Source organism: Priestia sp. SRI_019 (assembly GCF_057586255.1).
In genome coordinates, this window is record NZ_JBYCZN010000002.1 from 606,780 (window position 1) to 619,241 (window position 12,462).

At 39.4% G+C, this 12,462-nt stretch carries 14 protein-coding genes; 6 read left to right on the forward strand and 8 right to left on the reverse strand.

Going from position 1 to position 12,462, the window contains the following annotated elements; translation table 11 throughout:
- Window positions 1–9: 9 nt before the first annotated feature.
- The 3 genes from AC2YJL_RS13385 to AC2YJL_RS13395 all read right to left on the reverse strand — a co-directional run bounded on the left by AC2YJL_RS13385 (window position 10) and on the right by AC2YJL_RS13395 (window position 1,737).
- On the reverse strand, window positions 10–573 hold the full coding sequence (locus tag AC2YJL_RS13385; protein ID WP_230932543.1) for a class I SAM-dependent methyltransferase: 564 nt from the start codon (window positions 571–573) through the stop codon (window positions 10–12).
- Window positions 574–700: 127 nt separating this feature from the next.
- A complete protein-coding gene (locus AC2YJL_RS13390; protein WP_195694136.1) occupies window positions 701–880 on the reverse strand; it encodes a hypothetical protein in 180 nt (59 codons plus the stop codon).
- Between the two features lie 131 nt (window positions 881–1,011).
- Entirely contained in the window at window positions 1,012–1,737 is a 726-nt protein-coding gene (locus AC2YJL_RS13395) for an SDR family NAD(P)-dependent oxidoreductase (protein WP_195694138.1), read from the reverse strand.
- Between the two features lie 198 nt (window positions 1,738–1,935).
- Between AC2YJL_RS13395 and AC2YJL_RS13400 the strand changes: the two genes are divergently transcribed.
- Window positions 1,936–2,562, forward strand: coding sequence for an FMN-dependent NADH-azoreductase (locus tag AC2YJL_RS13400; protein ID WP_251568021.1), 627 nt, complete (start codon window positions 1,936–1,938; stop codon window positions 2,560–2,562).
- Between the two features lie 358 nt (window positions 2,563–2,920).
- Here AC2YJL_RS13400 and AC2YJL_RS13405 read toward each other — a convergent pair whose 3' ends face one another.
- Window positions 2,921–3,688: a TrmB family transcriptional regulator gene (locus AC2YJL_RS13405; RefSeq protein ID WP_195694140.1), complete on the reverse strand. Its 768-nt coding sequence runs from the start codon at window positions 3,686–3,688 to the stop codon at window positions 2,921–2,923.
- Window positions 3,689–3,810: 122 nt separating this feature from the next.
- Here AC2YJL_RS13405 and AC2YJL_RS13410 point away from each other — a divergent pair, with 122 nt between their 5' ends.
- The 3 genes from AC2YJL_RS13410 to AC2YJL_RS13420 all read left to right on the forward strand — a co-directional run bounded on the left by AC2YJL_RS13410 (window position 3,811) and on the right by AC2YJL_RS13420 (window position 6,444).
- Entirely contained in the window at window positions 3,811–4,584 is a 774-nt protein-coding gene (locus AC2YJL_RS13410; protein WP_195694142.1) for a sulfite exporter TauE/SafE family protein, read from the forward strand.
- 164 nt (window positions 4,585–4,748) lie between these two features.
- A complete protein-coding gene (locus AC2YJL_RS13415) occupies window positions 4,749–5,414 on the forward strand; it encodes a hypothetical protein (protein WP_251568019.1) in 666 nt (221 codons plus the stop codon).
- 139 nt (window positions 5,415–5,553) lie between these two features.
- The gene (locus AC2YJL_RS13420; protein WP_230932539.1) at window positions 5,554–6,444 is read left to right on the forward strand and encodes a PhzF family phenazine biosynthesis isomerase; all 891 of its coding nucleotides are present in this window, start codon (window positions 5,554–5,556) and stop codon (window positions 6,442–6,444) included.
- A gap of 39 nt (window positions 6,445–6,483) precedes the next feature.
- On the opposite strand, the gene AC2YJL_RS13425 is transcribed toward AC2YJL_RS13420, so the two are convergent.
- From AC2YJL_RS13425 to AC2YJL_RS13435, 3 genes are all read right to left on the reverse strand, one after another.
- Window positions 6,484–6,762, reverse strand: a complete 279-nt coding sequence (locus tag AC2YJL_RS13425) for a hypothetical protein (RefSeq protein WP_223268911.1) — start codon at window positions 6,760–6,762, stop codon at window positions 6,484–6,486.
- Window positions 6,763–6,875: 113 nt separating this feature from the next.
- Window positions 6,876–8,378, reverse strand: a complete 1,503-nt coding sequence (locus AC2YJL_RS13430) for an NAD(P)H-hydrate dehydratase (protein ID WP_251568017.1) — start codon at window positions 8,376–8,378, stop codon at window positions 6,876–6,878.
- Window positions 8,379–8,389: 11 nt separating this feature from the next.
- Entirely contained in the window at window positions 8,390–9,430 is a 1,041-nt protein-coding gene (locus tag AC2YJL_RS13435; protein WP_230932537.1) for a C45 family autoproteolytic acyltransferase/hydrolase, read from the reverse strand.
- Between the two features lie 143 nt (window positions 9,431–9,573).
- Here AC2YJL_RS13435 and AC2YJL_RS13440 point away from each other — a divergent pair, with 143 nt between their 5' ends.
- Window positions 9,574–11,451 (forward strand): terpene cyclase/mutase family protein, encoded by a 1,878-nt coding sequence (locus tag AC2YJL_RS13440; RefSeq protein WP_195694153.1) that lies wholly within the window; start codon window positions 9,574–9,576, stop codon window positions 11,449–11,451.
- A gap of 131 nt (window positions 11,452–11,582) precedes the next feature.
- Here AC2YJL_RS13440 and AC2YJL_RS13445 read toward each other — a convergent pair whose 3' ends face one another.
- The gene (locus AC2YJL_RS13445; RefSeq protein WP_195694155.1) at window positions 11,583–11,744 is read right to left on the reverse strand and encodes a hypothetical protein; all 162 of its coding nucleotides are present in this window, start codon (window positions 11,742–11,744) and stop codon (window positions 11,583–11,585) included.
- Between the two features lie 133 nt (window positions 11,745–11,877).
- Between AC2YJL_RS13445 and AC2YJL_RS13450 the strand changes: the two genes are divergently transcribed.
- Window positions 11,878–12,420, forward strand: a complete 543-nt coding sequence (locus AC2YJL_RS13450) for a GNAT family N-acetyltransferase (protein ID WP_487374779.1) — start codon at window positions 11,878–11,880, stop codon at window positions 12,418–12,420.
- Window positions 12,421–12,462 lie beyond the last annotated feature (42 nt).

The window sequence follows — 12,462 nt, forward strand, 5'->3', positions numbered from 1 at the left end:
ACAAACTCCTTATATCTGATTCTTTTCGCATGTAAAAATATATGCAGGAGGAACATTTCTCCACTCTTTTTCCACTTTAATGTGAGGGAAAAACGAGCGGATCAGCTGTTTTTTTAAATTCGTATACTGAAACGTAATAAATTTCCCTTCCTCGGCTAATACGCTGCGCGTGTTTTGCAAAATACAGTCCGACACTTCAGACGTTAAAGAAGCAAAAGGAAGACCTGATAGTACGTAATCCACTTTTGGAATATCATACTGTATCAAGTACTTTTGAACATGTTCAGCGGATCCGTGTATCACATACACATTTTTTTCATCTCTTACTTGTTCCTTTACTTTTTCGTAAAAATGCCGATTGTATTCGATAAGAAGCAAAGTTGTACAAGCGCTTCGTCTTCTTATTAATTCACGGGTAAAAACTCCGGTTCCTGGCCCGTACTCTACTATACAGTCTGCATGTTCAAAATCAATTCCTTTTACCATTTTTTTCGCTAAGTGCGTAGAACTTGGCAAAAGTGCTCCTACCGTTCGCGGCTGGTGAAAATATTGATACATAAAAGCTAAATTCATTTTCTATTCCTTCTTTCTACTCTTTCTTTCTAGAATAGAAAAAAAATCTAAAGAAACGTTAAGTAAATTTCTTAAGAATTCTTAAGAAAACAAAAAGGAAGATGGGATATAACGGAATTAACTCAATCTAAAGACGAGCAAATTGGATTAATAAACCCATATGGATTGCTCTTGACACCGCTGTTGATTTCCGTGCAAGACTTCGCTTTCCGCGGGCGGCCGGTGAGCCTCCTCGTCGCTTCCGCTTCTGCGGGGTCTCACCTGTTCCGCTTTTCCCGCAGGAGTCTTCGCCTTGCCCTCCAATCAACAGCTAGAAGCGGTAAAACCAACGTTCATAATAACAGTAAAAAAACCGAATGATCAGTCAATAATATCGATTGATAATTCGAATTTGCCTTTAACTAAAATATTTTTATCCAGCCTCGTTTAAAAGATAATTTATCGTAAATAACAGCCGCTATTTAAATCAAAGGTGGCTCCTGTATAATGTTTTGCTTGAGGGCTCAGTAAAAAAAGAACCGTATCTGCCACGTCTTGAGGCGTAACAAAGCTTGGAATCAGCTGATGAGCGATGTATTCATTTTTGCGCCATTCTGGAATGTTTTTCATCATGTCGGTATTCACCATTGTAGGTGCTACAGCATTCACCCGGATATAAGGAGAAAAATTCATCGCACAGCTCTTGGTTAATCCTAGTATTGCTGCTTTAGACATTCCATATATAGCATCGGAGCTTCCTTCCATTCCTGACACGGAGGATATATTAATAATCGCTCCTTCCGTTTCTTTTTTCATTAATAATTCGCCAAAGTACTTGGAAAAATAAATATATCCTTTAATATTAATATCCATCACAAAATCTATTTCGTTTTCTTCATAGTCCAATAAATTTTTTCCTAAATATACGCCCGCATTATTAACTAACCCATACAAACTTTTATCTTTTATTTGATAAAAAAGATCTTTTACATCCTTTCCTTTTTTAACATCTACTACATACGTTTCAATATGGCCCTGGCCCTTTGTATCTTCAGCTAGCTGTCTCAAAGCTTCATCATTAATATCACAAGCAATAACTGAATAGCACTTCGACACACACTCTTTTACAATTTCTTTGCCAATTCCAAAACCTGCACCCGTGACAATTATCCATTTTTCTTTCATCTCGACACCTCTTATTTACTTTCTGTTAGACATACTTGTTATGTAAATATTCAAACACTCATTATACCATTATTTTCTATATAGACATCCCTTTCTTGCGTTCTTTTTTAGCTTGCCTGACAAAGCGCGTATAGTTTTTTATGGGAGTGATAACGATAAGACAGTACATTATTTCAAACAAGAAAGAGATGATAAGACGTGGCAAAAGTACTTTATATTACAGCTCATCCTCACGATGAGTCTCAATCATTCAGTATGGCAACTGGAAAAGCATTTATCGATGCTTACAAAGAGCACAATTCAAGTGACGAAGTTGTACATATTGACCTTTATAAAGAAAATATCCCTCATATTGATGCGGATGTATTTAGCGGCTGGGGCAAACTTCAGTCTGGCTCGGAACTTTCTTCTCATGAACAGGAAAAGGTCAATCGCCTTGCAGAATTGAGCGAACAGTTTGTATCAGCGGACAAATATGTTTTTGTAACGCCTATGTGGAACTTTTCGTTTCCACCGGTTATGAAAGCTTATTTAGACTCTGTAGCCGTAGCCGGTAAGTCATTTAAATACACGGCAGAGGGTCCTGTGGGGCTATTAACGGATAAAAAAGCGCTTCATATTCAAGCGCGCGGAGGCATTTATTCTGAAGGCCCTGCAGCTGGTATGGAAATGGGGCATCGTTATATTGGGATTATGATGAATTTCTTCGGAGTACCTTCGTTAGACGGCATTTTTGTGGAAGGGCATAACGCCATGCCAGATAAAGCCCAAGAAATTAAAGAAAAAGGAATAGCAGAAGCAAAAAAACTTGCCCAAACTTTTTAATATAAAGAGGCTGTAACAAAAATATTTTAATTGAAGGAAGATCCGAACGAGGACTCGAGACTCTTAATGGAGCATCAACTTTGTTCGGATTTTTCTGTTGGTAAGGTGAACGTAGCTTTCATGCATGGCGGCTGCTTCCAGTAGTTAATTGGAGGGCAAGGCGAAGACTCCTGCGGGAAAAGCGGAACAGATGAGACCTCACAGGCTCGTAAGCGACGAGGAAGCTCATCGACCGGTCGCGGAAAGCGAAGCCTTGCACGGAAATTAACTGCGATGTAACAAGCTATTCATACTAGATCATTTACCCCGTTTGTTCATCTTTAGATAGAAGTGATTTCGTTATGTCTAAGTCTCTTTTCTACGCAAAAAAACTTTCTCTTTCCCTTTCGATCCACCTGTCCATTTCTCTATCACTTTTTTCTACAAGTCTGTTAACGAGAATATCATGCCAAATATAATTTTCAAGTAAATTAATGTTGACTGCGTTATTTGTATAGTACGCCATTTCTTTATGACCATAAATCATTTCACTGCTGTCAACAGATATAATAAACCAGTTTTGATTCCCAATGTTTTCGGTATAGCTCGTATGACGGTGCCGGTCAAATTCCTCCATTGCTTTATCTTGTTCAAACACAATTCCTTTTAGTGTGACACTCTCCCTTAGCTGTAATAAAAGAGGCTTCAACTCATTATAAATATCGGGCCAAAGCGAGATGACAATTTTATTTTTTGCTTTTAACAATAGCGACTCACAAAAAGCAAGAATGGCTGTTTCTCCTTTCATCGTCATAACCCTGCTTTCTTCTATAGACTCTGCAGTTTCAAGACGTTTAAGCGTTTCGCTAACGTCTTCATACGTTTCGTTCCATTTTTTCTGCAGCGAATGTAAAAAAGCATCGACGGGCAGCGACGTGTACTGGGTGCCATCATTACTCTCTTCTTTTAACACCATGCCTTTTTCCTCTAGTCTTTGTAAAATATCGTATACACGCGCTCTTGGCACACCTGAATGTTTACTAATGCTATAAGCAGTGGAAGATCCTTTTTTGACAAGCGTCACGTATGCTTTTGATTCATACTGATTAAATCCAAGCGACTGCAGCTGCTGAATAATATTTTCCATAAAGGAAACCTCCCTGTTTTTTAAGTTATTTGAAATTTTCATCATTTACATATTTACAACTGCTTTTTATATAGTTACTATTTAAGTAGTCACTATATATTATGACATGAGGAAGGTGCTTTATGGAAGAATTAAGTTTACAGATTGTTCTTTTGCTTTTACTCTTTGGTTTTTTAGCTGCATTCATAGACTCTGTAGTTGGCGGAGGCGGTTTAATTTCAACGCCTGCCCTTTTATTTTTAGGCCTGCCTCCCGCTGCTGCCTTAGCTACAAATAAATTAGCCGGAACGATGGGCGTATTAACGAGTACCATTCGATTTGTCAAATCCGGAAAAGTCGATTTTCGCGTTGTAGGCAAATGGTTTCCTTTTGTATTTATTGGCTCTTTAGGAGGTTCAATCACCGTTCATTTTCTATCCTCTGCTTTTTTGAAACCTGTTATTTTGATTCTTCTTGTTTTAGTTGCTATTTATACAATCTTCAAAAAAAACTGGGGCACCACGTCCACGTATAAGCCGCTGTCTATTAAGAAACTTGTTTTCTTTACCGTACTTATTTTTATTATTGGCTTTTACGATGGATTTTTAGGAGCAGGCACAGGTTCATTTATTTTATTCGCTTTTTTATTTATGGGATTTGATTTCCTGCAGTCAGCAGGCAGTGCAAAATTTTTAAATTTCGGCAGCAATTTAGGTGCTTTGCTTGTGTTTTTATATTTCGATTCTGTTGTATTTTCTTACGGATTAATTATGGGGTTTGCCATGATCGTGGGTTCTTTTGTCGGGTCAAATGTCGCTCTATCAAAAGGCGTGACGTACGTCCGAACGCTTTTTATCCTTGTCACTTTAAGCCTTATTAGCAAAAACATATTCGATTATGTGAATCAGTACAAATAGATCAATGGTTTCTTTAGAACCATAACAATGAACCTGTATATCTATTAGATTAATAAAATCACCTCTTACTATTTTCTTATTTTTGGGTAAATGTGTAAAAAGACACTAAAATTGTTGTATACTGGTCCATATTGTTTTACATAATTTAGAAACATTATACAGAGGTGAACATTTTGTTTAAGAAATTCAGGTTTTTATGGTTTATTTTGCTTATCTTTGCACTTATTTTTGTCAAAAATACGTTCTTTTCTTCTTCAGATAACGCTGCTGAGACTCTAGCAACGTCAGATGTTCCACAAGCCGCAGCTACTTTCAAAGAGGGAAACAATCAGCAGGACGGAGCCATTATTCAAAAATATCGCAAACAGCTAGATGCAGCGCAGAAAAAAAACGACGAAAAAGCTACTAAAGAAATACAGGAAAAAATTTATGAAGATGGCAGGCAAGCAGCACTAAACTTTTTACCGCGCAATAAATTTCAAAGAGCTTTTTCTCAGCCTTCTAAAAAATCGGCCGATGACATTTATAACTTTCTAATTGCCCAAGTAGGGTTTGGAGGATATGGTTCTCTTTATCGAGAAGCAATAGCTGCAAAAAAAGAAGCAGTTTCTTCTACTGATGAATTAAATATGGGTGGCATTCAAGCTAAAACCGCTGCACTTACATACGGCACACTAGCACAAAGAGAGCAGCTGTTTGTTACAAGGCTTGCCTATGACTTAAGCAGCGTAGGCGTCATTTCTTCCGATACAGCTAAAGATATTGATAAAAAAGCGACTCATATGCTAGAAGTTAGAAAAGAAGGAATAAATGCCGCGATGCAAGAATAGTTTTGCGAAGTGAAAAGCAGCAGGTAAAACTGCTGTTTTTTTATTCTAACGTTCAGGTATTTCACTATTTTAATAGCCGATCATTTAATAACACTGGTTAAAGCTTTCATACAATGATATAAAAATGGAGGTAATTTCTATGAAAGAAGCGATTGTTTATCAATACGATGCGTTCAGTACGCGCCCTAATAAAGGAAATCCTGCGGGAATTGTGTTTAACGGAGATGATTTTTCAGCTGAAGAAATGCAGAAAATTGCTTATCAAGCACAGTTTAACGAAACGGCTTTTATCATGAAATCTTCCCGCGCTGATTTACGAATTCGATATTTTACACCCGGACAAGAAGCAGATCTGTGCGGTCATGCGACCGTCGCTTCTCTTTATGCTTTACATAGTAAAAACAAACTTCCAAAAACTACATTTACAGTGGAAACAAATGCTGGAATTTTGCCGATGACTGTACAGAATAGAAACGGACAACCTGTTATCACCATGAGTCAAGTTTCTCCGCAGTTTCATCCGTTTTCAGGTTCAAAAGAAAAACTGGCAAACGCTCTTAATCTTCATATTGATGACCTTGATCAAAGACTTCCTATTGTATATGGAAGTACAGGGAACTGGACGCTTATGGTACCTTTAAAAAATTTAGATGCCTGTAAAAAGATGAAGCCTAATCAAGAAGATTTCCCTTATATTTTAACAGATATGCCAAAAGCATCTATTCATCCCTTTTGTTTTGAAACGATTCACTCAGAAGCCCATATGCACGGAAGACATTTCTCTTCACCATTTTCAGGTACCGTAGAAGACGCCGTAACTGGAACAGCATCAGGCGTAATGGGCGCCTATTATGCAAGATATGTGGACCAGCAAGATAACGAACGCTGGCAATTTGTGATTGAGCAAGGACAGGAAATAGATAAAGATGGCTTCGTTCATGTAGAAATTACAAAAAAAGAGAATACGTATGGTGTGGTAATCGCAGGAGAAGCTGCCTATGTAACCAAGCAAATCGTTTCTCTTTCCTAATAAAAACGTGTCCGCCTATTTGGCGAACACGTTTTTTGTTTAGTAAATAATAGCCTGTACGCTCATTATTGTAACGGTTAAAATAAGAATCACGTTCCCTATAATTAACCACGGCTTTGCGCTTCCTCTTCTACCTTTAATAGCCGTGATTAGTCCAGCAATGGGCAATAAAGCCATAACGATGACCCAAATTTTACGAAGAATGCTGGAATCCAAATAAAAACCAAACTGCATCATCGCAAATAACACGACTGTGATAAGGAAGAAAAGTGTAGGCACAGCTAAATGAATGCCTCTTGGTCTCATTGAGTAGTACACAACATCACTTTCTTTCTATGTAAAATCTTACGTAAAATAACGTTATCATTTACAAAGAGTTTTGACAACTTTTTGAAGGATTTTGTCAACAAATTTTAACAATCCAGAAGAAATTACTTCTCACTCAGCTGTTCGAATACTGCCGGCAGTGCAGAAATAACGTCGCTTGCTAACATATCCATCATTGTATGCCCCTGATCGAGCAGCACATCCGCTGCTTTTCCGTGAACATATACCGCATTACTGATTGCTTCTTGAAGAGAATCATGCTGCATAATAAAAGCCAGGATGATCCCTGTTAAAGTGTCACCCGTTCCGCCTTTTGCAAGTCCCGCGTTTCCAGTGGTATTTACGTATTGTTTTCCGTCAGGTGTTGTAACAATCGTGTTTGGACCTTTTAATACAAGGTACACACCATTTTCTACTGCGTATTGCCTAGCTATTGAAAATCGATTTGCTTCTACTTCGGCGATTGTTGTGTCCACGAGCCTTGCCATTTCTCCCGGATGAGGCGTTAAAATCGTTGCATGTTCTCTTTCTTTTACTTCTTTTTCTAAATGGGGAAGATGAAAAAGAGCATCGGCGTCCACCACAACAGAAACCGGCTGGTGAAGCACTTGTTCGACGACTTTCTTCGTTTCTTTCGTTCTCCCAAGCCCTGGTCCGACTGCAATTGCATCATACTTCCCTTCTTTTAAAGGAATCTCGCCTGCAAAAAATCCATCTTTGCTTGGACATGGTTTATACATCACTTCCAGCATATGAGCAGCTGCAATCGCATGAATATCACTCGGAAGCGCAAGCGTTAAAAGTCCCGCTCCGCTTGTGAGCGCTGCTTTTGACGTTAGCATCGGCGCTCCGGGTGTTTGAAGCGAACCTCCTATTACGATTCCTTTTCCATGTGTACCTTTATTAGACGAAGCGTTTCGAATGGGAAAAGATTGTTTAATATGCTGAGTTGACCATACTTCCTTAAGAGATGAACTTTTTTCAATTGCTAGCGGCGGAATACCGATATCTACTACAATCAATTCACCGTAACTTTCTTTACTCGGGTATGTAAATGCCGTGATTTTCGGCTGCTGAAGCGTAATCGTAGCATCTGCACGTACCGTAAGCTCTTGCTTCTGTTCCATTACTCCACTTGGGACATCGATGCTGTATATGTAAGCATTAGAATCGTTTATTTTTTTTATAATGTTATCGTAAGGAGATTTGATACTGCCTTTTACTCCTATCCCTAGTAGACAGTCAATAATCACCGTATACTTTTTTACAGAGAAGTTATCTTCCGCCGATTGCCACGTGAACCCGGCATTTTCATAGATGATCATGGCTTTTTTAGCCGCACCTTTTATTTTTTCCCGTGCAGGAACTACCCAGACGTCAACTTCATAGCCTTTTGACTTCAAAGCACGGGCAATAACAAAGCCGTCTCCTCCATTGTTTCCCGTTCCTATAAGCAGCCCTATATTTTCATGTTTTTCGATTTGCTCACTCAGCGCGTTAGCAGCAGCCTGCCCGGCATTTTCCATAAGGGACTCTTCACTCATCTCAATTGTATTCATCATATAATTATCCACTTGATACATCTCTTGATTCGTTACAATTCTCATTATGCTGCTCCTTACTGAAACGGAAATGGTTCATCTGTATTTACCGTTCCTTTTATTTTCGTTATAGTTAATTGTTCTCCTTTCACCCAATCTTCAAACGAGAAAATGAGAGGCTTTGCTTTTCGTCCAATCCCCACAATGACTTGCAGCGTCTCCGGTACATATGCTACTGTATGAAGCGTTCCAGCAGAATTCCGGTAATCTTCTTTAAAAATACCGTATTCATCTTCATTAAATAAAGAAAAAGCTTCAAGAGGCGATAGCTTTTTTTCAATATGATCTCGAATATGATCGAGCCTTTCCTTTGATTCTACCAAATGATGACGATTTTCTTCGACTAGCTGATTAAAATGGTTCGTACACCCCATTATCGTCCCTCTTTGTACATGAACGCCTCGTCCGGATGCTTCGACTACTGCTCCCTGTCCGCTGCGGTCATAAATGGAATAATTAAACGCATGACGATGCGGTGCTCTTTCTAAAATAGCAACAGCCTCTTCTGTCGTTTCACATGTTTCTAAAATAAACCGAGCGAGCGTACAGCAAATAAATCCGTTTGTTTGACGGCGGCGATTAACAAAATGATAGCCAATTGCCAGTCCTTTTTCATTCATTCCATCCATTCGCCCAATCATTCTCGTTCCAAATCCGACGCTTGCATATCCTTCCTTTGGCTGAAAAAGCAAAAATCGGCCTTCGTACGTTTTAGGATGATAATCATAGTTTCGTACATACACGCCGTGCTGCATAAGAGCCGAACATCCCGTTTTTTTCCACTCTTGCTGATACCCGCTGTACTCATGAATAACGTCTTCAAGAGGCCAATCTAAGCCTTCTGCTAATCCCACTAGCTCATCCCACAGTCCCAGAGCAAATAAGTCGTAATAATGACGAGCTTCTTTTGCTATCGTTTGATAGCTTCGTAATGAACGTTTTCTTCTTTTTTGATGATTTTCAAACAGCTTTGTTCCTTTATGTAATTCCCCTTGCATTTTACCAAGCTCTCGGTAAGAGCCTCGTCCTTGAATGACTTCTACCTGTATTTCTTTCACTTCTATCACTCCAATTTTCCAGTACCTTTATTGTGCAGCAAGCGCTCTATTCTTTGCAACTTTCTCCTCTCATAGAACTCTCTTCCTTTGAATACAGTTATAAAGAAACAGGTCGAAAGATTGAAAAAGCATTATCATAAGAGGTGATCATATTGCTAAAGGAAGTTCAGCTAGAGATTCAGCGAAGAATCGCCTATCTGCGCCCAACACAAAAAAATGACGGGTCATTTCGCTACTGTTTTGAAACAGGCGTTATGCCTGATGCGTTTTTAATTATGCTTCTTCGCACCTTTGATTTAGATAAAGAAGTGTTGATTAAACAATTAACCGAACGGATCGTTTCCCTTCAAAATCAAGAGGGGCTTTGGACGTTGTTTGATGATGAAGAACATAACTTATCCGCCACTATTCAAGCTTATACAGCTCTTTTATATTCAGGCTATTACCAAAAAAATGACCGGATTTTGCGAAAAGCAGAAAGATATATTATAGATTCGGGAGGCATTTCGCGCGCTCATTTTCTCACAAGATGGATGCTTTCTGTTAACGGCTTATACGAGTGGCCAAAGCTATTTTACCTCCCGCTTTCTCTTTTGCTCGTACCTACCTATGTACCGCTTAACTTTTATGAATTAAGCACCTATGCCAGAATTCACTTCGTTCCGATGATGGTAGCAGGAAACAAAAAATTTTCACTTACTTCTAGGCATACACCTTCTCTTTCTCATTTAGATGTAAGAGAACAAAAACAGGAACCGGAGGAAACTACTCAAGGATCACGCGCTTCTATTTTTTTAGTCGACCATTTAAAACAGCTGGCTTCTTTACCTTCTTACATCCACAAGCTTGGTTATCAAGCAGCGGAGCGTTACATGCTAGAAAGAATTGAAAAAGATGGAACACTCTACAGCTACGCCACCTCTACTTTTTTTATGATTTACGGTCTTTTGGCTCTTGGCTATAAAAAAGATTCATTTGTGATCGAAAAAGCAATTGACGGTATTTGTTCACTACTTAGTACATGCAGCGGCCACGTGCACGTAGAAAACTCCACGTCAACCGTTTGGGATACCGCGCTGCTCTCTTACGCTCTACAGGAAGCAGGTGTACAGCAGCAAGACCCCATGATTAAAGGCACAACTCGCTACTTAAAGAAAAGACAGCATACAAAGCTTGGAGATTGGCAGTTTCATAACCCAAATACAGCGCCTGGAGGCTGGGGATTTTCCGATATTAATACGAATAACCCTGACTTAGACGATACGTCTGCTGCTATCAGAGCTCTTTCTAGAAGAGCGCAAACCGATACAGATTATTTGGAGTCTTGGCAAAGAGGCATTAACTGGCTGCTGTCCATGCAAAACAAAGACGGGGGTTTTGCTGCATTTGAAAAAAATACCGACTCTATTTTATTTACTTATCTTCCGCTTGAAAATGCAAAAGATGCAGCGACGGATCCGGCTACTGCCGATTTAACCGGTCGAGTGCTTGAGTGCCTCGGAAACTTTGCTGGTATGAATAAATCCCACCCTTCGATTAAAGCTGCAGTAAAATGGCTGTTTGATCGTCAATTGGATAACGGGAGCTGGTACGGCCGGTGGGGAGTTTGCTACATTTACGGAACGTGGGCCGCTATTACAGGGCTCCGTGCTGTAGGGGTTTCTGCTTCTGATCCGCGTATCATCAAAGCTATCAACTGGCTCAAAAGCATTCAACAAGAAGACGGTGGATTCGGAGAATCATGCTATAGCGCTTCTTTAAAAAAATATGTGCCACTATCGTTTAGCACCCCTTCTCAAACGGCTTGGGCTCTCGATGCTTTAATGACAATATGTCCGTTAAAAGATAGAGCCGTTGAAAAAGGAATTAAATTTTTACTGAATCCAAATCTTACAGAGCAGCAAACTCATTACCCCACGGGAATTGGTCTTCCTGGACAATTTTATATTCAGTACCACAGCTACAATGATATTTTTCCTCTTCTTGCACTTGCCCACTACGCAAAAAAACATTCTTCGTAAAGAGGCTGGGACAAAAGTAGTTTAGCTGAAGGGAAATCCGAACGATGAATTGAGATTCTTGCTTGAGAATCTAACTCGTTCGGATTTTTTCATTTGTAGGGTGAACGTAGGCTTCATGTATGTAGCTGCTTTCAGCAGTTAATGAGAAGCCAAGGGGCAGTCTCCTGAGGGAAAAGCGAAATAGATGAGAAACCGCAGGAACGTTTGCGACGAGGAGTCTCATCGGCCGCCTGCGGAAGTCCAAGGCTTGCACGGAAGTCAACCGCAGCGTAAAAAGCACGCCATACTAGCACATTGATCCCATTTGTTTGTCTTAAGATTCGATGGACCTAGTTATGTCTCAATTTCTTTTTATACGTAAAAGCAGGTTTTTTAAGAAACAAGTGGAATACCTTTTTAAATGTTAGAAAAGAAAGGATGCATCAAATGAATAATGATTCACCACTTCTAAAAGAAAAAAACGTGATACTAAGAAAACCAAAAGACAGCGATGTAAATGACTATTTAGCATGCAAGCAAACAAAAGAACTTATTCGCATGTACGGAGGCGATACCCGAAACTTAAAACCTCTTACATTACAAGATGCCAAGCGGCACGTCGAGTACATAAAGTCTCAAAAGCTGAATTGGTGTATTGAATATCAGCAGCGTTTTGTTGGAGAAGCCCGGCTGACCGTTAACGAATACGACCGGCGCGCACGGTATGCAATTGGTTTATTTGATTCTTCCGTTTGGAATCAAGGGCTCGGCACTGAAGTTACAAAATTGGTACTTGCGTACGCATTTGAACACCTTCACTTGCACAGAGTTGATTTACGAGTGCTCGAATACAACCATAGAGCCATTGCTTGTTATGAAAAATGCGGTTTTGTAAAAGAAGGAATAGAGCGTGAAGGTGCTTTTATTGAAGAAGCATTTCAGACAGATCTTATCATGAGTATACTCGAACAAGAGTATTATCAGCTTTAGAAAAGAGAACCAGCTTTCATCATCGTACTTCTTTAAAAGTTC

Coding starts and splice junctions, on each gene's coding strand:
- AC2YJL_RS13385 (WP_230932543.1), bottom strand. CDS start 573: ATGAATTTAGCTTTTATGTATCAATATTTTCACCAGCCGCGAACGGTA.
- AC2YJL_RS13395 (WP_195694138.1), bottom strand. CDS start 1,737: ATGAAAGAAAAATGGATAATTGTCACGGGTGCAGGTTTTGGAATTGGC.
- AC2YJL_RS13405 (WP_195694140.1), bottom strand. CDS start 3,688: ATGGAAAATATTATTCAGCAGCTGCAGTCGCTTGGATTTAATCAGTAT.
- AC2YJL_RS13410 (WP_195694142.1), top strand. CDS start 3,811: ATGGAAGAATTAAGTTTACAGATTGTTCTTTTGCTTTTACTCTTTGGT.
- AC2YJL_RS13420 (WP_230932539.1), top strand. CDS start 5,554: ATGAAAGAAGCGATTGTTTATCAATACGATGCGTTCAGTACGCGCCCT.
- AC2YJL_RS13430 (WP_251568017.1), bottom strand. CDS start 8,378: ATGAGAATTGTAACGAATCAAGAGATGTATCAAGTGGATAATTATATG.
- AC2YJL_RS13450 (WP_487374779.1), top strand. CDS start 11,878: ATGAATAATGATTCACCACTTCTAAAAGAAAAAAACGTGATACTAAGA.